The organism is Microbacterium sp. NPDC055521 (assembly GCF_053619695.1).
On the sequence record NZ_JBSHJX010000001.1, the window covers coordinates 167658 to 192317 of the forward strand.

Here is a 24660-nt window from a genome sequence, read left to right on the forward strand (position 1 = left end):
CAGCAATCCTATTCACAGCGTGCACTCAGGTCGGGTCATCGCGCGCGGGTCGCGATCAGCGCTGGCAGGACGGGCACCAATACAGCTTGCGGGCGCCGATCTCCTCCAGGGCGATCTCCGTGCCGCACACCCGGCACGGCAGTCCCGCGCGGTGATAGACCCAGTGGCGGTCGTCGCGACTGGCCATGGCCGAGCGGTACGCGTCGCCGGTGAGGCCGTCCATGGTCATCATCTGGCCGGTCTCGACGCCGATCGAGAGCAGCTCCACCCAGTCGTGCCACAGGGCGCGCACGACCTCCTCGGGCACATCGCGACCGGGGGTGTGCGGTTCGAGCCGAGCCCGGAAGAGCATCTCGGCGCGGTAGACGTTGCCGATGCCGCTGACCACCGACTGGTCCATCAGCAGCAGCGCGATCGGGGTGGGCTTGCGGCGCACGGTCCGCACGAAGCGCTCCTCACCCTCGGCGGGGTCACCGACCAGCGGATCGGGGCCGAGCTTCGCGACCGTGGCGAGCATCTCGTCGGGGGTCTGCAGCGCGCACGCCGTCGGCCCGCGCAGATCAGCGCACGTGGTCTCGTTCAGCAGCCGAAGCCGCACCTGTCCGACCACCGGCGGGGGCCATTCGTCGCCTTCGTCGTCGAGCCCGCGGGTCTGCTCCGACATGCGCACGTGCACCCGCGACCTGCGCGGAGCGCCGATCGAGGTCAGTGAGTTCTCGCCGGCGTCGTCGTAGATCGCCTCATCGAGGTCGGTGCCGCGCTGATTGGTCTGCCCCATGCGTCCGTTCGCGGATGCGATGGTCGGGTCCGCCACGATCTCGCCGGCGAAGTCCCATGCGCCGTACAGACCGAGGTGCACGCGCAGCCAGACGGAGTCCTCGAACTCGAGGAACATCTGCTTGCCGACCGCCGACGCCTGCAGCATCTCGCGGCCGTCGAGCACCGCGGCTCCCTCGGCGAAGCGCCCCTGCGGGCTCGACGCCGCGACGGGCCGACCGGTGAAGTTGCGCGCGAACTGGCGGGCGATGCGGTGGACGGAATGCCCCTCAGGCATGTCGGGCCCGCCCGTCGGCGGAGCCGACACCCTCCTGACGCGGGTCGGGTAGCAGAGACCCGTCGTTCTCGAAGTCGGCGATCTGCCCGATGCGCCGCACATGGCGCTCGTCCCCCGAGAACGGCGTCGCGATGAAACGGTCGATGAACGAGCTGGCCTCGTCGAAGCTGTGCTGGCGAGCGCCGATCGAGATCACGTTCGCGTCGTTGTGCTCGCGCGCAAGCTCGGCCGTCGAGAGGTTCCACACCAGAGCCGCACGGATCCCTGCGACCTTGTTCGCGGCGATCTGCTCCCCGTTGCCCGATCCGCCGAACACGACCCCGAGCGCCTCGACGCCGGCGTGCTGATCGGCGACGACGGCCTGCGCCGCGCGGATGCAGAACGCGGGGTAGTCGTCGAGGGCGTCGTACTCCACCGGGCCGTGATCGATGACCTCGTGTCCGGCGTCGCGCAGGTGCTGCTGCAGGCGGGTCGAGAAGTCGAGTCCGGCGTGATCGGTGGCGATGTGGATGCGCATGATGCAATCCTATTTCGACGTGAAGGGCGCATGGCGAGGGCGCCACGCGCGCCGGAGGCTCAAGACAGCGCGACGCGATGTCTCGAGTGGGGCGTGGGGATCAGGGAGCGATGCCCGCTGCCGCGGGCTTGAAGCCGGCACGGATGTTCTCGCAGCATCCGGGACGGCACACGTCGAACCATGGCCCGAGGTCGGTCACGTGGGCTCGGTCGGCGGCAGGCCGGCCCTCCAGTCGCTCCTGCACGAGATCGACGATGCCCGCGACGAAGGCCGGCGAGACACCGGGGGTGGGCGTGCGCGCGAAGGCGAGCCCCGCATCCTCCGCCGCCTCCTTCGCCTCGGTGTCGAGGTCCCAGAGAACCTCCATGTGGTCGCTCATGAAGCCGACCGGGACGACGATGACGGCACGTCGTCCGCGCTCGGGCAGCTCGCCGATGACGTCGCAGACGTCGGGTTCGAGCCACGGCTGCGACGCGGGGCCTGAACGGGACTGGTACACGAGCTCCCACGGCACGTCTGCGGCGGCGGGTGTCAGTTCGGCGACCCGCGCCATCACCCACGCACTGACCGCCTCATGCTGCAGGGCGTACGCGCCGCCCTCGCCCCAGTCGATGTCGCGAGGGCCCGAGCGCACGGCGTCGTCCATCGGGATGCTGTGGGTGGAGAACAGCACCTGGATCTGATCCGCCGCGAACCCCTCGTCGAGGCGCTGTCGCACGGCGTCGTGCACCCCCTCGACGAACGCCTGCACGAAGCCGGGGTGATCGAAGAACGGACGGATCTTGTCGATGGTGACGAGGCCGTCGTACTCGGTGCCGTCGAGCACACCGGCGAAGTCCTCCCGGTACTGCCGGCAGCTCGAGAACGAGCTGTACGCGCTGGTCGCGAACGCCAGCAGAGTGGTGTGCTCGTCCGAGACGGCCTCGGCCACGGCGTCGGCGAGGTACGGCGCCCAGTTGCGGTTGCCCCAGTACACGGGCAGGTCGATCGATCGCGCCGCGAGCTCGGCCTCGAGCGCCGCCTTCAGCGCGCGGTTCTGCGCATTGATCGGGCTGACGCCGCCGAAGTGACGGTAGTGGTGCGAGACGTCCTCGAGCCGTTCATCCGGGATGCCGCGGCCGCGGGTCACATTGCGCAGGAACGGGATGACGTCGTCCTGGCCCTCGGGACCGCCGAAACCGGCGAGCAGGATGCCATCGTAGGCGACGGGGACCTCGACGTGTGCGGAGCCGGTCGATGCGGCCGGCGAGGCGTGCGGGACGACGATCTTCTCTGAGGAGCTCACGCGCTACATCCTGTCACCGACTGTCTATGAGCCAGCATCGAGATCTGCACCTGCGTGCGGGGCTGGCGTAGGCTGTCATGGTTGCCGTCGGCGCCAGCAGCGTCGACGCACCACGACGTCCCCTCCACCAATGGGAGAAATCAGCTGTGCCTGGAGAAAACCTCACACGTATCGAAGCGCAGGAGCGCCGTGCCGTCATCGACACGCAGTCGTACGAGATCTCGCTCGACCTGACCAAGGGTGCGGAGGTGTTCGGCTCGCGCAGCGTGGTCCGCTTCACCGCGACGCCCGGCGCGTCGACCTTCATCGACCTCATCGCGCGCGATGTCCGAGAGATCACGCTCAACGGCGAGCAGGTCGATCCGAGCACCGCTTTCGACGACTCGCGCATCGCGCTCGACGACCTGCAGGCCCAGAACGTCCTGATCGTCGACGCGGACTGCCTCTACACCAACACCGGCGAGGGGCTGCACCGGTTCGTCGATCCCGTCGACGGCGAGGTCTACCTCTATTCGCAGTTCGAGGTGCCGGACTCCCGCCGCGTGTTCGCCGTGTTCGAGCAGCCCGACCTCAAGGCGACGTTCCAGTTCACCGTGACCGCGCCCTCGGCGTGGAAGGTCGTCTCCAACTCCCCGACCCCCGAGCCGATCGTGCACGATGCGTCGTCCGGCTCCGAGGGCGTGGCGACCTGGGGCTTCTCCCCCACCCCGCGCATCTCGTCGTACATCACCGCGCTCGTCGCGGGCCCTTATGAGGCCACCTTCTCCGAGCTGACCAGCTCGTCGGGCCGGGTCATCCCGCTCGGCGTCTACGGCCGCAGGAGCCTGTGGCAGCACCTCGACGCGGACTACATCTTCGACAAGACCCGCCAGGGCTTCGAGTACTTCGAGGCGAAGTTCGGCGTGCCCTACCCGTTCGAGAAGTACGACCAGCTGTTCGTGCCCGAGTTCAACGCGGGCGCCATGGAGAACGCCGGAGCGGTGACCTTCACCGAGACGTACGTGTTCCGCAGCAAGGTGACCGACGCCGTCAAGGAGCGCCGCGTCGTCACGATCCTGCACGAGCTCGCGCACATGTGGTTCGGCGATCTCGTCACCATGAAGTGGTGGAACGACCTCTGGCTGAACGAGTCGTTCGCCGAGTGGGCATCCACCATCGCCACCGCCGAGGCCACCGAGTGGAAGGCCGCCTGGACGACGTTCAACGCGATGGAGAAGACCTGGGCGTACCGCCAGGACCAGCTCCCCTCGACGCACCCGATCGTCGCCGAGATCAACGACCTCGAAGACGTGATGGTGAACTTCGACGGCATCACGTACGCCAAGGGCGGCTCGGTGCTCAAGCAGCTGACCGCCTGGGTCGGCATCGACGCGTTCTTCGCCGGTGTCGGCCAGTACTTCCAGAAACATGCCTGGGGCAACACCGAGCTGAGCGACCTGCTCACCGAGCTCGAGGCGACCAGCGGTCGCGACCTGACCACCTGGGCGAAGAAGTGGCTCGAGACGGCGGGCGTCAACACGCTGGCACCGGTCATCGTCGACGACGCCGCCGGGGTCATCACCCGCTTCGCGGTGACGCAGACGGCTCCGGCCGACTACCCGACGATCCGCCCGCACCGCCTGGGCATCGGGTTCTACAACCTGAGCGAGTCGGCCGGTCGGTCCGAGCTCGTGCGCACCCACTACGTCGAGGTCGACGTCGACGGCGACCGCACCGAGATGCCGGAGCTGCAGGGCCTCGAGCGTCCTGACATGGTGCTGCTCAACGACAACGACCTCGCGTACGCGAAAATCCGCCTCGACGAGCGCTCGCTGGAGACGGCCATCGCGCACCTGTCCGACATCTCCGACCCCCTCGCGCGCTCGCTCGTGTGGGGTGCGGCGTGGGACCAGACCCGGGATGCCGAGACCGCCGCCACCGACTACATCGAACTCGTGCTCGGCAACATCGGCCACGAGACCGAATCGACGACGGTGCGCACGACGCTCGCGCAGCTGCAGCTCGCAGCGAACATCTACGTCGCCCCCGAATCGCGCGCTGCCGCCCGCGAGCGGATCGCCGACGGCCTGTGGACCCTCGCGCAGCACGCCGAGGCCGGCAGCGACAGCCAGCTGCAGCTCGTGACCGCGTTCGCCAACTCGATCGCCACGCCCGAGCAGGCCGGCATCGTCGGCCGGCTGCGAGCGGGCGAGGAGACCCTCCCGGGCCTCGACATCGACGCCGACCTGACGTGGCTGCTGCTCGTCGGCCTCGCGGCGGCCGGTGCGACCGATGCCGCGGCGATCGATGCGGCCCTCGCCGCGGACAACACGTCGAAGGGTGCGGAGTTCGCCGCTCAGGCACGCGCCGCGCTGCCGACCGCCGAGGCCAAGCAGGCCGCGTGGTCGTCGCTGATCGACAACAGCGACCTGCCGAACACCATCGTGCGCTCGGCCGCTCTCGGCTTCGTGCACCCGTCGGGTGTCGAGGTGCTCCGCGCGTTCGTCCCGAAGTATTTCGAGATGCTGCTGCCGATCTGGGAGGAGCGCACCTACCAGATCGCCGACTACCTGGTCGTCGGCCTGTACCCGCGCTCGCTCGCGAGCGTCGAGCTGCGCGACGCGACGCGCACCTGGCTCGCCGAGCACCAGGACGCCGCCCCGGCTCTGCGTCGGCTCGTGCACGAGAACCTCGCCGATGTCGAGCGGGCGCTCGCCGCGCAGGCGCGCGACGCCGAGGACTGATCCCCGAGGCTCCGACCGTCGCCCCGCGCCGGCCGGAGCCTCGGGACCGCGGCATCCGGAACCGCGGCATCCAGCATGCGCGGGGACCCGATCGCTAAAATCGAGGTGATGGACATCCGCTTCGCCGCCGAGACCCCCGCGCCCGACCCCACTGATCCTGGATGGTGGGGCGGCATTCTCGACATCCTGCTCAAGGTCGGCGGCAGGGCACTCACCGTCGCCATCATCATCGCAAGCTGCGTGGCGATCGCGTTCATCCTGCGACTGGTGATCCGTCGCGTGGTGCAGCGCATCGTGAACAGCGCCAAGTCGAAGGCGCGCGTCGACGACACGCAGGCTCTCGAGCGGTCCCCGCTCGCCGACATGCGCCTCGTCCAGCGCACCCGCACGCTCGGCTCGATCCTGCAGAACATCGTCAACGTGATGCTCGTGGTGATCGCGCTGGTGCTCACCGTGAACGCGCTGACTCCCAGCCTGCTCGGCTCGCTGACCCTGCTCACGGCCGCCGTCGGCGCCGGCCTGGGCTTCGGCGCGCAGAACATCGTAAAGGACGTGCTGAACGGCATCTTCCTCGTGGCCGAGGACCAGATCGGCATCGGCGACGTGGTCGATCTCGGTCTGGCATCCGGCGTCGTCGAGTACGTCAGCGTCCGCATCACGCAGGTGCGCGACGTGAACGGCACGCTCTGGTACGTCCGCAACGGCGAGGTCACGCGCATCGGGAACATGTCGCAGGGCTGGGCACGTGCCATCATCGACCTGGGGGTCACCCCGGATGCCGATCTCGAACTCGTCGAGAAGTCGATGATGGAGACCGCGCAGACCCTGGCGAAGGACGCGAAGTGGCGCACGCGGATCATCGCGAAGCCGGAGATCTGGGGGCTGGAGAGCATCGACGGCGACGCGCTCGTGGTGCGGGTGGTCATGAAGACACGCGCCAACGCGATGGACGACGTCTCGCAGGAGCTGCGTCGCCGGCTGCGGGCTGGACTGGCCGAGAAGGGCGTCGAGGTGCCGCGTCTCGCCGCGGTGACGCTGACCGGCCTCGACGGCGCCCGCCGGGTGCGTGGCGCCAACCCGCCCGTCACGAAGCCGAATCCGGTCACCGGCGTGCCGCGCATCGTCGATCGCGGCATCTGGCGACGCAAGAAGACGACCGACGAGGAAGGCGGCACGCAGTGACGTTCTACGACGAGGTCGGCGGACAGCCCACCTTCGAGCGCCTGGTGGCGGTGTTCTACCGCGAGGTCGCGCTCGACCCGGTCCTCAAGCCGATGTACCCGGAAGAGGATCTGGGGCCAGCCGCCGATCGTCTCACGTGGTTCCTGGCCCAGTACTGGGGCGGGCCGGCCACGTACGGCGAGCAGCGCGGACATCCGCGGCTGCGGATGCGGCACGTTCCCTTCCACATCGACCCCGACGCCCGCGACCGCTGGCTGCGTCACATGCGCACCGCGCTCGACGAGGTGCAGCTCTCGCCCATGCACGAGGCGACCCTGTGGGACTACCTCGAGCGCGCCGCTTATGCCATGGTGAACACATTCGAGCCCTCGGGCATCGGCACGAGCCCCCAGGGCCGCCCCACGCTCGAGAACCGCACAGCCCCGGAGTCGACGGAGACCACATGACAGCCCTGCCCCGCACCCTCGCGACCGACGTTCTCGTGATCGGCTGGGGGCTCGCGGGGCTGGTGGCCGCCGCCGAGGCGCTGGCCGCCGGCAGGCGTGTCACGGTCATCGATCAGGAGCCGCGCCAGAACCTCGGCGGGCAGGCGTGGTGGTCGTTCGGCGGTCTGTTCCTCATCGGCTCTCCCGAGCAGCGCCGGATGGGCATCCGGGATTCTCTCGATCTCGCACGGCAGGACTGGTTCGGCAACGCGGGTTTCGACCGGCCCGAGGACACCTGGCCGAAGCGCTGGGCGGAGGAGTACCTGCAGTTCGCCGCCGGCGAGAAGCGTGCGTGGCTGCGCGAGCGCGGCGTCGGGTTCTTCCCTGTAGTCGGCTGGGCCGAACGAGGCGGCGGCAGCGCGATCGGACCGGGCAACTCGGTGCCGCGCTTCCACATCACCTGGGGCACCGGTCCCGGCATCGTGGCCCCCTTCGTCGCCGCCGTCGAGCAGGCCGAGGCCGACGGGCGTGCGAGCATCCTCCCCCGTCACCGAGTGGCGGCTCTCATCGTCCGCTCCGGCGGCGTCGTCGGCGCTCGCGGCAGGGTGCTCGCCGACACCCTCGCCCCGCGGGGTGCGCCGACGTCGCGTGAGCCGGTGGCCGATTTCGAGATCAGGGCGGATGCCGTGATCGTCGCCTCCGGCGGCATCGGCGGGGATCACGATCTCGTTCGCGCGTCCTGGCCCGAGCGCCTCGGCACGGCGCCCGAGCACATGCTCACCGGCGTTCCCGCGTACGTCGACGGCTCCATGCAGGCGGTGACGCGCGCAGCGGGCGCCGCCCTGATCAACACCGACCGCATGTGGCACTACGTGGAGGGGATCGAGAACTGGGATCCGGTGTGGCCGGGGCACGGCATCCGGATCCTGCCCGGACCGTCGTCGCTGTGGCTGGATGCCACCGGCAGGCGCCTGCCGGTGCCGCTGTATCCGGGTTTCGACACGCTGGGCACGCTGGCGCATCTGCGTCGCACCGGCCATGACCACTCCTGGTTCGTGACGTCGCTGAAGATCGTCGAGAAGGAGTTCGCGCTCTCGGGCAGCGAGCAGAATCCCGATCTGACGGGGCGCGACGTCAGGCTGCTGCTGCGATCGCGTATCGCGAAGGGTCCGACCGCCCCCGTGCAGGCGTTCCTCGACGAGGGCGCGGACTTCGTCGTGGAAGACGATCTGGATTCGCTGCTCGCCGGCATGCGCGCCAAGCCCGGCGGCGACCTGCTCGACATCGACCGGGTTCGCGAGGAGGTGGTCGCACGCGACCGTGAGATCGACAACGAGTTCACCAAGGACGCGCAGATCGCCATGCTGCGCTCGATGCGGGGATACCGGGGCGACCGGCTGATCCGCACGGCTGCGCCGCATCGCCTGCAGGATCCGTCCGCCGGTCCCATGGTCGCGGTCAAACTGCACGTGCTCACCCGCAAGTCACTCGGCGGGATCCACACCGACCTCGACGGTCGTGCGCTGGACGCCGCGGGCAACGCCATCCCCGGCCTGTTCGCGGCGGGCGAGGCGAGCGGCTTCGGCGGTGGCGGGATGCACGGCTACCGCGCGCTCGAGGGCACCTTCCTCGGTGGATGCCTGTTCTCCGGCCGCCAGGCCGGGCGAGCCGCCGCGCGCTGACCAGGGCCCCGACCCCTGTTTCCTGGGCACCCGAGCCGCTGCCTACTGAGTCACTGAGCCTGCCGGAGGGCCGCCACCTGCCAAGCCCGTCCCACCTACTGGGTCCCTCAGCCTGCCGAGGGGCCCGTACCACGCACGGCGGTGAGGCCGGTCACGGCCGGGCCGCGGCTGAGCACGTGCCCGCGAGCGAACGCGAGGCGCGTCCAGCGACCCGACTGCGTGATCCGCACCTCCTCGGCGCCGTTTATGAATCCGAAGGCGTGCGCGGCGAATGCGACACCGCGCGGCAGCCCGGACAGAGCCTCGTCGGGTTCACCCCAGATGCGCGCGCGCAGGGCACGCACCGCCTCCTCCCCGGAGCCCGGTGCGGTGCCGTGCGCGACGGCCGAGATCCCCCACTGGGCGCGCTCCGCGACAGTCTGCGCGGTCAGATCGCCCACGTGCATCCACTCGGCGCGCGGTGGGGCGACGCCCGCCCAGGCGGGCGCCCGACCGGTGTCGGGCAGGGCGAGCTCGTGCGGGTTCTCGCCCTCCGCGAGCTCGTCGACGACGATGTCGCAGTGCAGTTCGGGATCAGCGCGCACGATGCGCATCGCCAGCACCGTCGGCGTCTGGTCGAACAGGCTCTGCGGAGCGAGCGCGGCGGAGGTGAGGGCGAGCACGCCATCGGCCGCCTGCAGTCGCACCCCGTCGGCGCCGGCCTGAGCTGCTCGCCCCGCGAAGGTGAGCACGTCGCGTGCGGTCTGGGCGTCGGCAAGCACGAGCGGTCTGGTCACTCCTCTACGTTAGCCGGATGACCGCCGGCCGAGAGGCGTCGACCCGTCGATCTAGACTGGTCGGATGACCGCTGAGCAAGATGCCCGCCGATCCGTCGACGCCCTTCTCGACGTCCTGGATCTGGCGGAGTCGGAGGCGAGGACCACCGAGGACATCTTCACCGGCCGCTCGCACTTCATGCCCACCGGGCGGGTGTACGGCGGTCAGGTGCTGGCTCAGTCACTGGTGGCCGCCGAGCGCACCCTCCCCGAGGACCGCGTCGTGCACTCGATGCACGGGTACTTCCTGCGCCCGGGAGACACCGCGAGCAGCATCACCTTCTCGGTCGACCGCATCCACGACGGGCGTTCGTTCTCGACGCGACGCTGCCAGGCGTTCCAGGGCGGCGTGCCGATCTTCTCGATGATCGCCTCGTTCCAGGACGAGGACCCCGGCGCCGATCACGCGGAGCCGATGCCCGACGGCATCCCCGATCCGGAGCAGCTGCGCCCCGACGAGGAGCTCGTCGGAGATGTGCACCCGCTGACGCGGAAGATGCTCGCCGAGCGTCCCGCAGACGTGCGTCACGTCGAGGGGCCCCTCTTCATCGACGTGGCCGGCGAGCGAGTCGCGAGCCAGGCCGTGTGGATGCGGATGCGGGCCGGGATGCCGGACGATCCGCGCCTGCACCGGGCGGCGCTCGCGTACCTCAGCGACATGACCATTCAGGAGCCGATCCTGCGCCGTCACGGCGTGACCTGGAGCACGCCTGGACTCAAAGTCGCGAGCCTCGACCACGCGATGTGGTGGCACCGCTTCGGCCGCGCCGACGAATGGGTGCTCTACGTGCAGGAATCGCCCAACGCCCGTGGCGGACGCGGGCTCTCGACGGGTCGGATCTACGACCGCGAGGGCACGCTGCTCGCCAGCGTGGCGCAGGAGATCATGGTGCGAGTGCCGTCGCCCGACGCCTGAGCGTCAGCGACGCGCGTAGCTGATCGGCTCCCCGACGTACGGCTCCCAGGCCTCGCGCATCTCGGGGCTGATCCGCACCGGCCGGCCGGTGGCGGCATCCACGAGCACGATCACGGCAGTCGAGCGCGCATACAGGATGCGCTCGGTGCTCGCAGGATCGTTGTGCACCTCGTAGCAGACCTCGAGGCTCGAGCCGCCGAGCTTGCCGAACCACATCTGCACCTCGAGAGGACGACGCTGATACGGCACCGGCGCGAGGTACTCGATCTCCTGACGGGCGATCAGGGTGAGGACTCCCTGATCGATCCCCGACTCGAGGATCGCCGTCTGGGGTGCCTGCTCCCCCGGCTCCGGCTTCCAGAAGGCGCGCACGCGCGCCTCCTCGAGCAGCTTGAGCATCGAGGTGTTGTTGACGTGGTTGAACGCGTCGAGGTCACCCCACCGCAGGTGGATGGGGATGTGCAGCCGGGGAGTGTTGCTGGTCATGACTTCCGTCAGGTTCCTATCGACATGGGGGCCCCGCGCCCCGGAGGCTCCGGACAGCGCGCGAAGCGATGTTCGAAGTGGGGCGTGGGGTCTAGTCGCGGGTCAGCTTGCGGTGGGTCGTGCGGTGCGGGCGCGCCGCCTCCGGGCCCATTCGCTCGATCTTGTTCTGCTCGTACGCCTCGAAGTTGCCCTCGAACCAGTGCCACTGCGCCGGGTTCTCATCGGTGCCCTCGTAGGCGAGGATGTGCGTGGCGATGCGGTCGAGGAACCACCGGTCGTGTGTGATGACCACGGCACAACCCGGGAATTCGAGCAGGGCGTTCTCGAGCGAGCTCAGGGTCTCGACGTCGAGGTCGTTGGTCGGCTCATCGAGAAGCAGCAGGTTGCCGCCCTCCTTGAGCGTCAGCGCGAGGTTGAGACGGTTCCGCTCACCACCGGAGAGCACACCGGCCTTCTTCTGCTGGTCCGGGCCCTTGAAGCCGAACTTCGACACGTACGCCCGCGAGGGGATCTCGGTCTTGCCGACCGTGATGAAGTCGAGTCCGTCGGAGACGACCTCCCACAGCGTCTTGTTCGGGTCGATGTTCGCGCGGGACTGGTCGACGTAGCTGATCTTGACGGTCTCGCCGATCTTCAGGTCGCCTCCGTCGAGCGGCTCGAGGCCGACGATGGTCTTGAACAGCGTGGTCTTTCCCACGCCGTTCGGTCCGATGACGCCGACGATGCCGTTCGGCGGCAAGCTGAAGCTCAGTCCGTCGATGAGCACGCGGTCACCGAACGCCTTGTGCAGCTTCTTCGCCTCGATGACGACGCTGCCGAGGCGGGGACCTGCGGGGATCTGGATCTCTTCGAAGTCGAGCTTGCGGGTGCGCTCGGCCTCCGCCGCCATCTCCTCGTAGCGCGCCAGACGCGCCTTCGACTTGGTCTGCCGGCCCTTGGCGCTGGAGCGGACCCACTCGAGCTCGTCCTTCAGGCGCTTGGCCAGCTTGGCGTCCTTCTTGCCCTGGATGTCGAGTCGCTCGGCCTTCTTCTCGAGATAGGTCGAGTAGTTGCCCTCGTAGCCGATCAGACGGCCGCGGTCGACCTCGGCGATCCACTCGGCGACGTTGTCGAGGAAGTACCGGTCGTGCGTGATCGCGATGACCGCGCCCTTGTAGTCCTTGAGGTGCTGCTCGAGCCAGAGCACGCTCTCGGCGTCGAGGTGGTTGGTGGGCTCGTCGAGCAGCAGCAGGTCGGGCTTCTGCAGGAGCAGCTTCGCCAGCGCGACGCGGCGCTTCTCACCGCCCGAGAGCGGCGCGATCTCGGCATCGGCCGGCGGCGTGCGCAGAGCGTCCATCGCCTGCTCCAGCTGGGAGTCGAGGTCCCAGCCGTCGGCCGCGTCGATCTCCTCCTGCAGCACGCCCATCTCGGCGAGCAGCGTGTCGAAGTCGGCGTCGGGGTCGGCCATCAGCGCCGAGATCTCGTTGAACCGGTCGAGCTTCGGCTTGATCGCCACGCCGTCCTGGATGTTCTCGAGCACGGTCTTGGTCTCGTCGAGCTCGGGCTCCTGCATCAGGATGCCGACGCTGAAGCCGGGGGTGAGCTTGGCCTCGCCGTTCGAGGGGGTGTCGAGACCGGCCATGATCTTCAGGATCGTCGACTTTCCGGCGCCGTTCGGGCCGACCATGCCGATCTTGGCGCCCGGCAGGAACGCCATCGTCACGTCGTCGAGGATGAGCTTGTCGCCGACCGCCTTGCGGGCTCGCACCATGGAATAGATGTACTCAGCCATACCTTCACCGCTCCTCTGGAAGACCTGTCTCAGCGCCTGTGATCCGGCGCGGCGCATGCCGAGTGCCGGATGCGCGAAGTGTGTGCGGCCGACGGCGGGGGTCCCCGTGCCGATCGGCTCGGCTTCCTAGCCTACCGGTCGACGCGCGCGGCAGCGCTCAGGCGCCGTGCAGGCGAGCGGGGCGCTGGATCACCAGTCGATGGGGCGGGTGGCGCCCACCAGACACGCCCCGTCTGCCAGTCGCGGGAGCAGCGCGGTGACGGGTTCTCCGGTCGACGGTCCGACCTGACCGACCAGGCACTGCGTGTCACTCCAGGCGGCCGAGAACTGAAGGCTCTCGGCGGCGTTGCCGACCGTGCTCCGGTCGGCGGTGACCTGCATGGCGTCCTTCGCGAAACCGGCCACTTCGAGCGCGTCGATGTAGGCGCGGCCCTGCGCACGCGAGTCGGATGCCCACACGCCGGCGGTGACCTCGGTGAACGAGGCGAGTGCGGCATCCGCCTCGGTCGGCGCGGCAGACGCGTCGGCCTCGTGAGTCGCGGGCGCACCTGATGACGTGTCGGGAGTCGCCATCGGCCCGCAGGCTGTCAGCGCGAGCACAAGAGCAGCCGTGCTCGCCAGCAGCGAGCCGAAGTGCGCGCACCGCCGGACGGAGACGGAGTACCTGTGACGCACGCCTAGAGTCTAGGCGCTGCACCTCCGTCCCCGTCGCGCCGGCCGTCACGCGCGGGTCAGTGCGTCGTCGCGAGGTTCGCCGGAAGCGTCGACGGAATCCGGCTCGTCGGTCAGCCGCAGTCCCGCACCGGCCCAGGCATCCCGATCGGCCTCGGTGGGCTCGTCGAAAACCGGTGCATCGTCGGCGGCGGGGGCGACGCCGGCCTGTTCCGGGCGTGGGCGGCGCGCGAACGCGCTCGTGCCCCGCCGCAGGTCGTGGCCGATCGAGTCGGCGGTGAGCTCGACGTCGATGCCCTTCTTGCCGTTCGCCTCCCACTCCTTCTGGCGCAGCCGCCCGACGACGATGACGGGGTCGCCGCAGTGCAGCGAGGCCTTGGCGTGCTCGGCGAGCTTGCCGAACGCCGACACCGCGTACCAGTTGGTGCCGCCGTCGACCCACGCCCCAGTGCGCTGATCGAAGTAGCCCGAAGACGTGGCCACGCGGAAGTTGATCACCGCCTTGCCACTGCGAGTCTCGTTGGCGACGGGGTCGTTGCCGATGTTCCCGGCGATGGTCAGGACGTCGTTGGTGATGCTCATGGGTGCTCCTTCGTTGCCGGGACCGGCCCGGGTCCGACCAGAGTGCACGCCCGCGCCGGACGCCGCAGGCCGATTTCGCAGTGATGGTGGAGAACGCGACGACGAAGTGATCGGTGCAGGAAAACCGACACGCAGGGCGCTGTCAGTGCAGGAACAGCAGCAGAGCGGCGACGGCGATGAAGAGCGTTCCGAAGACCGCGTTCAGGATGCGCTGGCCGCGGGCATCCTGCGTGAACCGCCGGAAGGATTTCGCCGCGGCGGCGAAGAAGAACCACATCACCAGGATGTCCACCACGATCACGGTGCCGACGAGCACGAGGTACTGCGGCAGCGGATCGTGGTCCAGCCAGACGAACTGTGGCACGAAGGCGAGGAAGAACACGATCGCCTTGGGGTTGAGGAGGTTGACCCAGAATCCGCGTCGGAAGATCGACCAGGCGCCCTCCCGCACCCGAGCGGACGGGTCGAGGCTCTGCGCCTCCGGCGTCGCAAGGAGCATCCGGATGCCGAGGTACACCAGGTACGCCGCGCCCGCGTAGCGGATGATCTCGAACAGCATCGGCGAACGTGCGACGAACAGCCCCACCCCCGCAGCGACGACGACGACGTGCACGATGAGGGCGGCCTGCTGACCCAGCACGCCCCAGAGCGAGCGGCGCCAGCCCTGCACGAGCGCGTTGCTCATCGTGTTGATGGCGCCGGCCCCGGGGGTGAAGCTGATCACCACGCACGCAGCGAGCAGCGAGAGCCATACCGTCCAGGTCACCAGCACAGCGTAGTGAGAGTGCGCGGCCGGCGCGGAATCGGCAGTGTCGGCGCCCGCTCCTATGGTGTGGCCATGACCTTTCCGCTCGATGCTCCGGCCTGGCTCACCCGCGTGGGCGTGTTCGATCTCGAGACGACGGGCGTCGACGTGAGGCAGGATCGCATCGTCACCGCGCACGTCGGCGTGCTCGACGGGCACGGCAGAGAGCTCGCCGCCCGCGACTGGCTGGCCGATCCCGGAGTGCCGATCCCCGACGGGGCGGCAGCCGTGCACGGGATCAGCACAGAGTACGCCAGGGCGCACGGTCGCCCTGCGCGTGACGTGGTGGCCGAGATCGTGCACGCGCTTCGGGCCCTGTTCGCACAGGGGCTGCCGATCGTGGCGTACAACGCCTCGTACGACTTCTCTCTTCTGGCCCACGAGGCGCGCCGCCACAGCATCCCCGAGCTGGCCGCTCCGTCACCGGTGATCGACCCGCTGGTGATCGATAAGGCGTTCGACCGGTACCGGCCCGGCAAGCGCACGCTCACGGTCGTCGCCGACCACTACGCCGTTCCGCTGGATGACGCGCACGAGGCGTCGGCGGATGCCGTGGCCGCGGGTCGGGTGGCGCTCGCCCTCGCACGGGAGTTCGCGTGGCCGCGCTCCGCGGCGGAGCTGCACACCAGGCAGATCGGCTGGGCGCGAGATCAGGCCGCGAGTCTCACCGAGTACTTCGTCGGGATCGGACGGATCGACCCGGAGCAGCCTCTCGACGGCACGTGGCCCGTTCGCGGGTGAGCAGGTTCTCGCGCGTCGGTCCGCGGGATGCGACCGGACGCCGGGTACGACGAAGGCCCCGCCGGGGCGGGGCCATCGTCGTGGGCGGCTTACTTGGAGCCGCCGAAGCCCTTGAAGCGCTGGTTGAACTTCTCGACGCGACCGGCGGAGTCCATGATGCGCTGCTTGCCCGTGTAGAACGGGTGCGAAGCCGACGAGATCTCGACGTCGATGACGGGATACTCCACACCGTCCAGCTCGATCGTCTTGTCGCCCGTGACGGTGGAGCGGGTGAGGAAGGTCTCGCCCGAGCCGAGGTCGCGGAACACGACGGCCTGGTACTCGGGGTGGATGTCAGTCTTCATGGGATTCCTTACGTGGTGCCCTGGATTCTGCCAGAGACGAGGGAAGTCTGCGGTGCGATCGCACCGAGGGTCTACTTTACACCACTCAGGCGGCGCGTGCGGCGTAGCGTCCGCCGTCCTGCGTGAGCAGGATCGGCATGCCGAACGCCTCGGTGAGAGCCTCTGCCGTCAGCGTCTCGGCGATCGGGCCGGCCGCCACCACACCACCGTCGCGCAGCAGCAGCACGTGGGTGAAGCCGACGGGGATCTCCTCCACGTGGTGCGTGACCATGACCATCGCCGGCGTGATCGGCGATGCGGCATAACCGCCGAGCAGCTGCAGCAGCTCCTCACGTGCGCCGAGGTCGAGGCTCGCGGTGGGCTCGTCGAGCAGCAGCAGCTCGGGATCGGTCATCACGGCCCGTGCGATCTGCACGCGCTTCTGCTCGCCGTCGCTGAGTGTGCCGAACAGCCGCTCGGCGAGGTGCTCCAGGCGCCAGTCCGCGAGCACTCGCTGCGCGCGACGCTCATCGATGGACTCGTAGTCCTCTCTCCAGCGGCCCGTCACCGAGTAGGCCGCAGTCATCACCGTGTTCAGCACGGTCTCGTCGCGCGGGATGCGGCGAGCCATCGCGGATGAGGCGAAGCCGATCCGCGGACGCAGCTCGAACACGTCCGTGCGCCCGAGGGTCTCGCCCAGCACGGTCACCGTTCCGGACGTCGGGTGCATGAGCGTGTCGGCGAGCTGCAGCAGCGTCGTCTTGCCCGCGCCGTTGGGCCCGAGCACGACCCAGCGCTGATCCTCGGACACCGACCAGGTCACCCGATCGACGATGTTGCGGCCTTCGCGACGCACGACGACATCGGTGAGATCCAGAGCGCTCGACATGACGCCAGCCTATCGGCTCAGGCGATCAGCTCCTCGTACAGCGCGCGCGTGGTGTCGGCGATCGCCCCCCAGCTGAACCGGCTGCGGGCACGCTCACGTCCGGCTTCGCCGTACTGCCGCGCCCGCGTGGGATCGCTCGTGACCTCGGTGAGCGCGGCGGCGAGATCCGAGACGTAGCGCTCCGGATCGACGGGCGTGCCGGTGCCGTCCTGCAGCTGCTCGATCGGCACCAGACGGCCGGTCACACCGTCGTCGACGACCTCCGGAATGCCACCCGTGGCGGTGCCGACGACGGCCGCGCCGCACGCCATCGCCTCGAGGTTCACGATGCCCAGCGGCTCGTACACCGAGGGGCACACGAACGTGGTGGCCGCGGCGAGGATCGCAGACAGCTCGTCACGCGGCAGCATCCGCTCGATCCAGATGACACCCTCGCGTGTCTGCTGCAGCTGACGGACGCCGGCCTGCACCTCCGCCATGATCTCGGGGGTGTCCGGGGCGCCGGCGCAGAGCACGAGCTGCACGTCCTTCGGCAGCAGCTGGGCCGCACGCAGCAGGTAGGGCAGCCCCTTCTGCCGGGTGATGCGGCCGACGAACACGACCGACGGACGCGAGGGATCCATTCCGATGCTCGCCAGGAACCCGGGATTCGACACCGGACGCCAGCGCTCGACGTCGATGCCGTTGTGGATGACGCGCACACGCTGCGGGTCGACCTGCGGGTAGCTGCGCAGGATGTCCTGGCGCATCCCGTCGCTGACGGCGACGATGGCGGCAGCGTTCTCGTACGCGAGCCGCTCGATGCCGCTCGAGACGGCATAGCCGCCCCCCAGCTGCTCGGCCTTCCACGGTCGCAGCGGCTCGAGACTGTGGGCCGTGAGCACGTGCGGGATGCCGTGCAGCTGAGATGCGAGATGCCCGGCGAAGTTCGCGTACCAGGTGTGGCTGTGCACGAGGTCGGCTCCGGCGACGTCGCCGACCATGACGAGATCGGTGCCGAGGGTCTGCAGGGCCGGATTCGCGGCGGCGAGTTCGGACGGCGTCCGATACGCCCGGGTCCCCGGCTCGGCGCGCTCACTCCCGAACGCCCGGACCTGCACGTCGATGCTGCTGCGCAGCGCAGCCACGAGCTCTGCGACATGCACGCCGGCGCCGCCGTAGATCTCCGGCGGGTATTCCTTGGTGATGATGTCGACTCGCATGACTGCACGGTAGTACATCGGCCACCGGGCGCTCTATGGTGGACGCATGTCGGCTCCTAAGAAGGTTTTCGGGATCATCCTCGCCGGCGGTGAGGGCAAGCGACTCATGCCCCTCACTGCAGACAGAGCCAAACCGGCGGTGCCTTTCGGCGGCCAGTACCGGCTGATCGACTTCGCCATCTCCAACCTCATCAACTCGGGACTGAGACAGGTCGTCGTGCTGACGCAGTACAAGTCGCACAGCCTCGATCGGCACGTCTCGCAGAACTGGCGCATGTCGGCGCTGCTCGACTCCTACGTCACCTCGGTGCCCGCGCAGCAGCGTCTGGGCAAGCGCTGGTTCTCCGGCTCCGCAGATGCCATCCTGCAGAGCCTCAACCTCATCAACGACGAGAAGCCGGACATCGTCGTGGTGATCGGCGCGGATCACGTCTACCGCATGGACTTCCAGCAGATGATCGAGGCGCACATCGCGTCCGGCGCGCCGGCGACGGTCGCGGGCATCCGTCAGCCGATCGCCCTGGCCTCGCAGTTCGGGGTGATCGACGCCGACCCCGACACCGGACGCATCCGCGACTTCCTCGAGAAGCCCGCCGACCCGGTGGGCCTCGCCGACTCCCCCAACGAGGTGCTCGTCTCGATGGGCAACTACGTCTTCGACGCCGATGCCCTCGTCGCGGCGGTCGAGGCGGACGGCGAATCCGCCTCGTCCGGGCACGACATGGGCGGCGACATCATCCCCTACTTCGTCCAGCGCGGCGAAGCGGGCTACTACGACATGAAGCAGAACGTCGTGCCGGGTTCGTCGCCGCGCGACCGCTCGTACTGGCGGGACGTCGGAACCATCGACTCGTACTTCGACGCGCACATGGACCTGATCTCGACGCTGCCGATCTTCAACCTGTACAACACCGACTGGCCGATCCGCACGCAGAACGTCAACATGCCGCCGGCGAAGTTCGTGCGCGATGCCGTCGGCCGGATCGGCAATGCGATCGACTCGATCGTCGCCGCGGGGTCGGTGCTCTCGGGCACGCACATCGAGCGCAGTGTGATCGGACTGCGCGGGGTCGCCCTGGGCGGCTCGACCATCACCGACTCCGTACTGCTCGACAACGTGCAGATGGGCCTCGGATCGCGCGTGCGACGCGCGGTGCTCGACAAGAACGTCATCCTCGAGGAGGGGGCCACGGTGGGCGTTGATCGCGACCGGGATCTGGAGCGCGGCTTCACGGTGACGGACTCGGGCATCACGGTCGTCGGCAAGGGCGTTCGCATCACCCGCTGACCGCTACGCTCGACGGGTGACCGCTGCGCGATTCCTCGTCGTCCTCGATGCCGATTCCACCCTCATCCGCAATGAGGTGATCGAGCTGCTCGCCGACGAAGCGGGCCGCCGGGCCGAGGTGCAGGCGGCGACCGAGGCGGCGATGCGCGGCGAGGTGGACTTCGCGACGAGCCTGCGTTCGCGTGTCGAAGCCCTGCGCGGCGTGCCGACGACCGCCTTCGAGCGCGTGCGCGCGCGTATCGAGCCGACGCCCGGCGTGCGCGAGCTGACCGGGGCGGTGCACGAACGCGGCGGGGTGGTCGGTGTCGTCTCCGGCGGGTTCCACGAGATCCTCGACCACATCGCCCCCGGACTGGGCGTCGATCGCTGGCGCGCGAACCGGCTGACGCTGGAGGGCGAATCACTCTCCGGCACCGTCGACGGCGAGATCGTGGATGCCGATGCGAAGGCGGCCTCTCTGCAGAGCTGGGCTGCCGAGCTGGGCGTCGCACCGCACGCGACCATCGCGATCGGGGACGGAGCGAACGACCTCACGATGATGGCCGTGGCAGGGCTCGGAATCGCCTTCAACGCGAAGCCCGCCGTGCGCGCGGCCGCGTCGCTGGTCGTCGGGCCGCAGGATCTGTCCGAGATCATCCCGCTGCTGCCCTGAGGGGCGCCGCGCGGCGGGCGCCGACGCTGGACGATGTCGGAGCCTGCGCGTAGCGTCTTCGCATGGACATCATCCTCGTTCCCGGTCTGTGGCTCGACGCGTCGTCGTGGGATCCGGTGGTGCACGCGCTTCGTGCCGCCGGGCACGATCCGCTCGCACTTACCATGCCGGGGGTGGGTGAGCCGGCCGCCGCGTCATCCGACGTCCGCATGGCGGACTGGGTAGACGCGGTCGTGCGGCACATCGACGCGGCAGAGCAGCCCGTCGCGCTCATCGGACATTCCGGTGGCGGCAACGTCATCTGGGGCGCAGCGGATGCCCGCCCGGAGCGCGTGCGACGGGTCGTGTTCGTCGACACGATCCCGCCCGCACCGGGTCAGGAGATCAGCGACTTCCCGCTCGTCGACGGTGTCGTGCCGTTCCCCGGCTGGGATTTCTTCCCCGAGGAAGACGTATACGACCTCGACGACGAGACCCGAGCGCGCACACTTCCGCTGACGCGCAGCGTGCCCGCGCGCGTGCCCAGCGACCCCATCGCCCTCACCCACGAGAGCCGGCACGGTGTGCCGGTGACGATGCTGATGGGCTCGTACGACCAGGCGCGCGTCGATGCCGAGGCCGACGGCTGGGGGCCCTACGGCGAGGAGTACCGGGCGATCGCGAACGCCGAGGTCGTGAAGATCGACTCCGGCCACTGGCCGCAGTTCACCGCGCCGGATCGGCTGGCCGCGCTGCTGGTGGCCGCCGTCGACCGCTGACCGCCCGACGGAGCCGGGTCGTGACCGGCCTCAGTGGCCCATGCCGAGGCCGCCGTCGACCGGGATGACGGCTCCGGAGATGTAGGCGGCGTCGTCGCCGGCGAGCCACACGACGGCGCCGGCGACCTCATCCGGCGTCGCGAAACGGCCCGCGGGGATGCTCGCCTTGTACTGCTTCTGCGTCTCCTCCGGCAGCTCGGCCGTCATGTCCGTCTCGATGAAGCCCGGTGCGACCACGTTCGCGGTGATGCCGCGCCCGCCCAGCTCGCGCGTGAGGGAGCGGGCGAAGCCGACCAGCGCGCTCTTGGACGCCGAGTAGTTGACCTGCCCGGCGGAGCCGTACAGGCCGACGACGCTGGAGATGAGGATGACGCGTCCGAAGCGCGCGCGCAGCATGCCCTTCGACGCGCGCTTGACCACGCGGAAGGTGCCGCCGAGGTTCGTCGCGACGACGCTGTCGAAGTCGTCCTCGCTCATGCGCATCAGCAGGGTGTCCTTGGTGATCCCGGCGTTCGCGACGACGATCTCGACCCGCCCGAGCTGCTGCTCGACCTCGGTGAACGCCGCGTCGATGGCGGCGGCGTCGGTGACGTCGGCGCGGACGGTCAGCGTGCCCTCCGGGCCCTCACCGCTGCGTGCCGTGACTGCGACACGGTATCCGTCGCGGACGAAGCGTTCGGCGATGGCGCGGCCGATGCCGCGGTTTCCGCCGGTGACGAGGACGACGCGCTCAGCGCTCATATGGGGCTCCTGACTGGGGACCGGATCGCACGCCATCCTACCGAGCGCGGCCGCACCGGACGACGTCCGATGCACCGTGCGCGGCGTAGGCTGGAAGCACCGTGAAAGAGAAGCGCCGCGCCCCCGCTGTCACCTCCCTGCCGCCGTCGCCGCAGGACGAGGCTGATCACCGCGTGCGCCGTTATGCGCTGACCATGATCATCCGCACGGTGTGCTTCCTGCTCATGGTCGTCGTGCAGCCGCTCGGGTGGTGGACGTGGGCGTTCGCCGTCGCCGCGATCTTCCTCCCGTACATCGCCGTGGTCTACGCGAACGCGGGCAGCGACAGCACGCCCAGGGCCGTGGAGTCCCCGCTGGCGCAGCTCGAGGCGCCCGGTGCTTCGTCGCCCGCCGCGACCCCTGCCGAGCCGGACGTGATCACCATCGTGGAAAGTCACGACGACCGTGGGGCCGACCGATGACTGCCGAGTTCGAATGCGCGCGGGCGGAATGCCGCGAGCCCGCCACGCATCACATCGTGTGGCGCAATCCCCGCATCCATGCGGAGGATCGGCGCAAGATCTGGCTCGCGTGCGACGCGCACGTGGGGTTCCTGAGCGACTACCTCAGGGCACGGGACTTCCCCGTGGCCGTGCACGAGGGGATTCCTGCGTGAGCCGTCTGATGCGCTGGGGCGTGTACCTGCTCATCGCGATCGGCTTCGCGATCGCGTGCGCCTTCCTGGCGCAGTGGCAGTTCGACCGCAACGAGTCGCGTGCCGGGCAGATCGCACTCGTCGAGCGAAACTACGACGCCGCGCCCGTGCCCGTCGTCGATCTGCTCGGCGACGATGCGGCGTTCGCGCCCGCCGATGAGTGGCATCCGGTGCTGCTGCGCGGTGAGTACCTCGCCGACGAGCAGATGCTCGTGCGCAACCGACCGCACGGCGGCACGAGCGCGTTCGAGGTGCTCGTGCCCTTCCGCGATGAGAGCGGTCTGGTGCTGCTCGTGGATCGCGGCTGGATCTCGTCGGGTGAGGACACCGTGCCGAGGACCGTGCCCGAGCCCCCCGCTGGAGAGAGCACCGTGGTGGTGCGGCTGCGCCAGGGCGAGCGTCTCCCCGCGTCGGGTCGCACCGCACCGGAGGGGCAGGTGCCCACGATCCATCTGCCGACGATCGCCGACCGGGTGAACCCGTCGCTCGTGACGAGCACGTACGGACAGCTCGTGTCCGAGGATCCGGCCGGGGCACCCGCTCTGGGCGGGTTCGACGCCCCCACCGACGACCCCGGCCCGCACCTGTCGTACGCGATCCAGTGGATCCTGTTCGCCGCGATGGGCTTCGCCTTCATCGGCTACGTCATCCGCATCGAGATCGTGAAGGCGAGGGAGGATGCCGGAGAGCTGCCGCCGCGGCAGCCGCGCCGGCGCGACCGGGACGCCGACGACGAGGACGCGCTGCTCGACTCCGCGATGCGCTGATCCCCACCGTCTGGGAGCTCAGGCGAGCTCGATGAGGTCCTGGTACTCCTTGCTCCAGATGTCCTCGACGCCGTCCGGCAGGATCAGCACACGCTCAGGGTTGAGCGATGCGACCGCTCCCGGGTCGTGCGAGACGAGCACGACCGCGCCCTCGTAGTGCGCGAGCGCACCCAGGATCTCCTCGCGGGAGGCGGGGTCGAGGTTGTTCGTCGGCTCGTCGAGCAGCAGCATGTTGGCCGCGGACACGACCAGGGTCGCCAGCGACAGTCGGGTCTTCTCGCCACCCGAGAGAACGCCCGCCGGCTTGTGCACGTCGTCGCCGGTGAAGAGGAAGGATCCGAGCACCTTGCGTGCCTCGGTCTCGTTCAGGTCGGGCGCGGCCGAGATCATGTTCTCGAGCACGGACCGCTTCACGTCGAGGTTCTCGTGCTCCTGGGCGTAGTAGCCGATCTTGAGCCCGTGGCCGGGCTCGAGCTGACCCGTGTCGGGCTGGTCGACCCCGGCCAGCAGACGCAGCAGCGTGGTCTTGCCCGCGCCGTTGAGCCCCAGCACGACGACCTTCGAACCGCGGTCGATCGCGAGATCGACGTCGGTGAAGATCTCAAGCGAGCCGTACGACTTCGACAGACCGGATGCCATAAGCGGGGTCTTCCCGCACGGTGCGGGCTTCGGGAAACGCAGCTTGGCGACCCGGTCGACCTGGCGCACCTCGTCGAGGCCCGACAGCAGCTTCTCGGCGCGGGCGACCATCTGGTGCGCTGCGGCGGCCTTCGACGCCTTGGCGCCGAAGCGCGCGGCCTGCAGCTGCAGCTGCGTGGCCTTCTTCTCGGCGTTCGCGCGCTCCTTCTTGCGGCGCTCCTCGTCGGCCACCCGCTGGCGCAGGTAGTTCTTCCAGTTCATGTTGTAGATGTCGATGACCTGACGGTTCGCGTCGAGGTAGAACACCCGGTTGACCGTCTCGCCGACGAGCTCGACATCGTGGCTGATGACGATGAGTCCGCCCTTGTAGTTCTTCAGGAACTCACGCAGCCACACGACGCTGTCGGCGTCGAGGTGGTTGGTGGGCTCGTCGAGGATCATCGTGTCGGCGTCGGAGAACAGGATGCGCGCGAGCTCGATCCGGCGGCGCTGACCGCCGGAGAGGGTGCTCAGCGGCTGATCGAGGATGCGGTCGGGCAGCGAGAGATTGTTGGCGATGGATGCCGCCTCGGCCTCAGCCGCATAGCCGCCGAGCGCCTCGAAGCGCTCGGTGAGGTTGGCGAACTTCCGCATGGCGCGCTCGGCGATCTTCGGATCGTCGGATGCCATGTCGTGCGAGGCCGTGGTGATGCCCAGCTGGATGGTGCCGAGACCACGTGCGTCGAGGATGCGGGTCCTGGCGAGCATCTCGGGATCGCCGATACGGGGATCCTGCGGGAGGTAGCCGATCTCGCCCGAGCGTGCGACCTTGCCCTCGGAGGCGAGGACGTCACCGGCGAGCACCTTCGTGAGCGTCGTCTTGCCCGCGCCGTTCCGGCCGACGAGGCCGATCTTGTCGCCGGCGGTGACCCGGAACGACACGTCCGACATGAGCACGCGGGCTCCGACGCGGATCTCGAGGTCATGCACGGCGAGCACAGCGGTATCCGTTCGTAGGGGGAGGGTGGCCGAAGGGCCAGCCTCCCAGTATAGTTCGCGGCCGGTTCGGGGC

The 24660-nt window shown here is 69.3% G+C and carries 26 protein-coding genes; 12 read left to right on the forward strand and 14 right to left on the reverse strand.

Annotated features, from left to right (window positions below; genetic code table 11):
* Positions 1 to 55 precede the first annotated feature (55 nt).
* The 3 genes from ACWGSM_RS00785 to ACWGSM_RS00795 form a co-directional block, all read right to left on the reverse strand.
* Entirely contained in the window at positions 56 to 1054 is a 999-nt protein-coding gene (locus ACWGSM_RS00785; RefSeq protein WP_452321091.1) for an Fpg/Nei family DNA glycosylase, read from the reverse strand.
* Positions 1047 to 1571, reverse strand: coding sequence for a ribose-5-phosphate isomerase (locus ACWGSM_RS00790; RefSeq protein ID WP_452321092.1), 525 nt, complete (start codon positions 1569 to 1571; stop codon positions 1047 to 1049). The genes ACWGSM_RS00785 and ACWGSM_RS00790 overlap by 8 nt, the downstream gene beginning before the upstream one ends.
* Before the next feature lie 100 nt (positions 1572 to 1671).
* Positions 1672 to 2856 carry a ferrochelatase gene (locus tag ACWGSM_RS00795; RefSeq protein ID WP_452321093.1) on the reverse strand — a complete coding sequence of 395 codons (1185 nt, stop codon included), beginning with the start codon at positions 2854 to 2856 and terminating at the stop codon, positions 1672 to 1674.
* 146 nt (positions 2857 to 3002) lie between these two features.
* Here ACWGSM_RS00795 and pepN point away from each other — a divergent pair, with 146 nt between their 5' ends.
* The 4 genes from pepN to ACWGSM_RS00815 all read left to right on the forward strand — a co-directional run bounded on the left by pepN (position 3003) and on the right by ACWGSM_RS00815 (position 8868).
* Positions 3003 to 5579, forward strand: coding sequence for an aminopeptidase N (pepN, locus tag ACWGSM_RS00800; protein WP_452321094.1), 2577 nt, complete (start codon positions 3003 to 3005; stop codon positions 5577 to 5579).
* Between the two features lie 108 nt (positions 5580 to 5687).
* A complete protein-coding gene (locus ACWGSM_RS00805) occupies positions 5688 to 6761 on the forward strand; it encodes a mechanosensitive ion channel family protein (RefSeq protein ID WP_452321095.1) in 1074 nt (357 codons plus the stop codon).
* The gene (locus ACWGSM_RS00810) at positions 6758 to 7207 is read left to right on the forward strand and encodes a globin (RefSeq protein ID WP_452321096.1); all 450 of its coding nucleotides are present in this window, start codon (positions 6758 to 6760) and stop codon (positions 7205 to 7207) included. Before ACWGSM_RS00805 ends, ACWGSM_RS00810 begins: the two co-directional genes overlap by 4 nt.
* Entirely contained in the window at positions 7204 to 8868 is a 1665-nt protein-coding gene (locus ACWGSM_RS00815; RefSeq protein WP_452321097.1) for an FAD-binding dehydrogenase, read from the forward strand. The genes ACWGSM_RS00810 and ACWGSM_RS00815 overlap by 4 nt, the downstream gene beginning before the upstream one ends.
* 107 nt (positions 8869 to 8975) lie before the next feature.
* Here the strand turns inward: ACWGSM_RS00815 and ACWGSM_RS00820 are convergent, their stop codons facing one another.
* Positions 8976 to 9644: a hypothetical protein gene (locus ACWGSM_RS00820; protein ID WP_452321098.1), complete on the reverse strand. Its 669-nt coding sequence runs from the start codon at positions 9642 to 9644 to the stop codon at positions 8976 to 8978.
* Positions 9645 to 9708: 64 nt separating this feature from the next.
* Here ACWGSM_RS00820 and ACWGSM_RS00825 point away from each other — a divergent pair, with 64 nt between their 5' ends.
* Positions 9709 to 10599, forward strand: a complete 891-nt coding sequence (locus ACWGSM_RS00825) for an acyl-CoA thioesterase (protein ID WP_452321099.1) — start codon at positions 9709 to 9711, stop codon at positions 10597 to 10599.
* Between the two features lie 3 nt (positions 10600 to 10602).
* Here ACWGSM_RS00825 and ACWGSM_RS00830 read toward each other — a convergent pair whose 3' ends face one another.
* From ACWGSM_RS00830 to ACWGSM_RS00850, 5 genes are all read right to left on the reverse strand, one after another.
* A complete protein-coding gene (locus ACWGSM_RS00830; protein ID WP_452321100.1) occupies positions 10603 to 11085 on the reverse strand; it encodes an acyl-CoA thioesterase in 483 nt (160 codons plus the stop codon).
* Between the two features lie 91 nt (positions 11086 to 11176).
* Complete coding sequence (gene ettA / locus ACWGSM_RS00835) at positions 11177 to 12856, reverse strand: energy-dependent translational throttle protein EttA (RefSeq protein ID WP_452321101.1); 1680 nt, start codon at positions 12854 to 12856, stop codon at positions 11177 to 11179.
* 189 nt (positions 12857 to 13045) lie between these two features.
* Entirely contained in the window at positions 13046 to 13531 is a 486-nt protein-coding gene (locus ACWGSM_RS00840) for a DUF6993 domain-containing protein (RefSeq protein ID WP_452321102.1), read from the reverse strand.
* A 45-nt stretch (positions 13532 to 13576) separates the two neighbouring features.
* Positions 13577 to 14110 carry a single-stranded DNA-binding protein gene (locus ACWGSM_RS00845; RefSeq protein ID WP_452321103.1) on the reverse strand — a complete coding sequence of 178 codons (534 nt, stop codon included), beginning with the start codon at positions 14108 to 14110 and terminating at the stop codon, positions 13577 to 13579.
* A 142-nt stretch (positions 14111 to 14252) separates the two neighbouring features.
* Positions 14253 to 14876 carry a LysE family translocator gene (locus ACWGSM_RS00850; protein WP_452321104.1) on the reverse strand — a complete coding sequence of 208 codons (624 nt, stop codon included), beginning with the start codon at positions 14874 to 14876 and terminating at the stop codon, positions 14253 to 14255.
* Between the two features lie 72 nt (positions 14877 to 14948).
* Between ACWGSM_RS00850 and ACWGSM_RS00855 the strand changes: the two genes are divergently transcribed.
* Positions 14949 to 15656, forward strand: coding sequence for an exonuclease domain-containing protein (locus tag ACWGSM_RS00855; RefSeq protein ID WP_452321105.1), 708 nt, complete (start codon positions 14949 to 14951; stop codon positions 15654 to 15656).
* 89 nt (positions 15657 to 15745) lie between these two features.
* On the opposite strand, the gene ACWGSM_RS00860 is transcribed toward ACWGSM_RS00855, so the two are convergent.
* The 3 genes from ACWGSM_RS00860 to glgA form a co-directional block, all read right to left on the reverse strand.
* Positions 15746 to 16000 carry a type B 50S ribosomal protein L31 gene (locus ACWGSM_RS00860; RefSeq protein ID WP_313355833.1) on the reverse strand — a complete coding sequence of 85 codons (255 nt, stop codon included), beginning with the start codon at positions 15998 to 16000 and terminating at the stop codon, positions 15746 to 15748.
* An 85-nt stretch (positions 16001 to 16085) separates the two neighbouring features.
* A complete protein-coding gene (locus ACWGSM_RS00865) occupies positions 16086 to 16868 on the reverse strand; it encodes an ABC transporter ATP-binding protein (RefSeq protein ID WP_452321106.1) in 783 nt (260 codons plus the stop codon).
* 17 nt (positions 16869 to 16885) lie between these two features.
* On the reverse strand, positions 16886 to 18070 hold the full coding sequence (gene glgA, locus ACWGSM_RS00870; RefSeq protein WP_452321107.1) for a glycogen synthase: 1185 nt from the start codon (positions 18068 to 18070) through the stop codon (positions 16886 to 16888).
* 46 nt (positions 18071 to 18116) lie between these two features.
* On the opposite strand from glgA, the gene glgC reads away from it, so the two are divergent.
* The 3 genes from glgC (at position 18117) to ACWGSM_RS00885 (ending at position 20768) form a co-directional block, all read left to right on the forward strand.
* Positions 18117 to 19358, forward strand: a complete 1242-nt coding sequence (gene glgC / locus ACWGSM_RS00875; RefSeq protein WP_452321108.1) for a glucose-1-phosphate adenylyltransferase — start codon at positions 18117 to 18119, stop codon at positions 19356 to 19358.
* A 16-nt stretch (positions 19359 to 19374) separates the two neighbouring features.
* Positions 19375 to 20010, forward strand: coding sequence for a phosphoserine phosphatase SerB (gene serB / locus ACWGSM_RS00880; protein WP_452321109.1), 636 nt, complete (start codon positions 19375 to 19377; stop codon positions 20008 to 20010).
* Between the two features lie 62 nt (positions 20011 to 20072).
* Positions 20073 to 20768 carry an alpha/beta fold hydrolase gene (locus tag ACWGSM_RS00885; RefSeq protein WP_452321110.1) on the forward strand — a complete coding sequence of 232 codons (696 nt, stop codon included), beginning with the start codon at positions 20073 to 20075 and terminating at the stop codon, positions 20766 to 20768.
* 30 nt (positions 20769 to 20798) lie between these two features.
* Here the strand turns inward: ACWGSM_RS00885 and ACWGSM_RS00890 are convergent, their stop codons facing one another.
* Positions 20799 to 21509, reverse strand: a complete 711-nt coding sequence (locus tag ACWGSM_RS00890; protein ID WP_452321111.1) for a beta-ketoacyl-ACP reductase — start codon at positions 21507 to 21509, stop codon at positions 20799 to 20801.
* 101 nt (positions 21510 to 21610) lie between these two features.
* Between ACWGSM_RS00890 and ACWGSM_RS00895 the strand changes: the two genes are divergently transcribed.
* The 3 genes from ACWGSM_RS00895 to ACWGSM_RS00905 are packed head-to-tail and all read left to right on the forward strand — an operon-like array spanning position 21611 to position 22970.
* Complete coding sequence (locus ACWGSM_RS00895) at positions 21611 to 21970, forward strand: DUF3099 domain-containing protein (RefSeq protein WP_452321112.1); 360 nt, start codon at positions 21611 to 21613, stop codon at positions 21968 to 21970.
* The gene (locus ACWGSM_RS00900) at positions 21967 to 22164 is read left to right on the forward strand and encodes a hypothetical protein (RefSeq protein ID WP_313355841.1); all 198 of its coding nucleotides are present in this window, start codon (positions 21967 to 21969) and stop codon (positions 22162 to 22164) included. The genes ACWGSM_RS00895 and ACWGSM_RS00900 overlap by 4 nt, the downstream gene beginning before the upstream one ends.
* Entirely contained in the window at positions 22161 to 22970 is an 810-nt protein-coding gene (locus tag ACWGSM_RS00905; RefSeq protein ID WP_452321113.1) for an SURF1 family cytochrome oxidase biogenesis protein, read from the forward strand. The genes ACWGSM_RS00900 and ACWGSM_RS00905 overlap by 4 nt, the downstream gene beginning before the upstream one ends.
* A gap of 18 nt (positions 22971 to 22988) precedes the next feature.
* On the opposite strand, the gene ACWGSM_RS00910 is transcribed toward ACWGSM_RS00905, so the two are convergent.
* Complete coding sequence (locus ACWGSM_RS00910) at positions 22989 to 24587, reverse strand: ABC-F family ATP-binding cassette domain-containing protein (RefSeq protein ID WP_452321114.1); 1599 nt, start codon at positions 24585 to 24587, stop codon at positions 22989 to 22991.
* Positions 24588 to 24660: the final 73 nt, after the last annotated feature.

Bases quoted from the DNA above. Each gene is read 5' to 3' on its own strand.
- ACWGSM_RS00855 (WP_452321105.1), top strand. From the start codon at position 14,949: ATGACCTTTCCGCTCGATGCTCCGGCCTGGCTCACCCGCGTGGGCGTG.
- ACWGSM_RS00790 (WP_452321092.1), bottom strand. From the start codon at position 1,571: ATGCGCATCCACATCGCCACCGATCACGCCGGACTCGACTTCTCGACC.
- ACWGSM_RS00860 (WP_313355833.1), bottom strand. From the start codon at position 16,000: ATGAAGACTGACATCCACCCCGAGTACCAGGCCGTCGTGTTCCGCGAC.
- ACWGSM_RS00815 (WP_452321097.1), top strand. From the start codon at position 7,204: ATGACAGCCCTGCCCCGCACCCTCGCGACCGACGTTCTCGTGATCGGC.
- ACWGSM_RS00825 (WP_452321099.1), top strand. From the start codon at position 9,709: ATGACCGCTGAGCAAGATGCCCGCCGATCCGTCGACGCCCTTCTCGAC.
- glgC (WP_452321108.1), top strand. From the start codon at position 18,117: ATGTCGGCTCCTAAGAAGGTTTTCGGGATCATCCTCGCCGGCGGTGAG.
- ACWGSM_RS00830 (WP_452321100.1), bottom strand. From the start codon at position 11,085: ATGACCAGCAACACTCCCCGGCTGCACATCCCCATCCACCTGCGGTGG.
- ACWGSM_RS00885 (WP_452321110.1), top strand. From the start codon at position 20,073: ATGGACATCATCCTCGTTCCCGGTCTGTGGCTCGACGCGTCGTCGTGG.
- ACWGSM_RS00805 (WP_452321095.1), top strand. From the start codon at position 5,688: ATGGACATCCGCTTCGCCGCCGAGACCCCCGCGCCCGACCCCACTGAT.
- ettA (WP_452321101.1), bottom strand. From the start codon at position 12,856: ATGGCTGAGTACATCTATTCCATGGTGCGAGCCCGCAAGGCGGTCGGC.
- ACWGSM_RS00785 (WP_452321091.1), bottom strand. From the start codon at position 1,054: ATGCCTGAGGGGCATTCCGTCCACCGCATCGCCCGCCAGTTCGCGCGC.
- ACWGSM_RS00890 (WP_452321111.1), bottom strand. From the start codon at position 21,509: ATGAGCGCTGAGCGCGTCGTCCTCGTCACCGGCGGAAACCGCGGCATC.
- ACWGSM_RS00900 (WP_313355841.1), top strand. From the start codon at position 21,967: ATGACTGCCGAGTTCGAATGCGCGCGGGCGGAATGCCGCGAGCCCGCC.
- ACWGSM_RS00865 (WP_452321106.1), bottom strand. From the start codon at position 16,868: ATGTCGAGCGCTCTGGATCTCACCGATGTCGTCGTGCGTCGCGAAGGC.
- glgA (WP_452321107.1), bottom strand. From the start codon at position 18,070: ATGCGAGTCGACATCATCACCAAGGAATACCCGCCGGAGATCTACGGC.
- ACWGSM_RS00845 (WP_452321103.1), bottom strand. From the start codon at position 14,110: ATGAGCATCACCAACGACGTCCTGACCATCGCCGGGAACATCGGCAAC.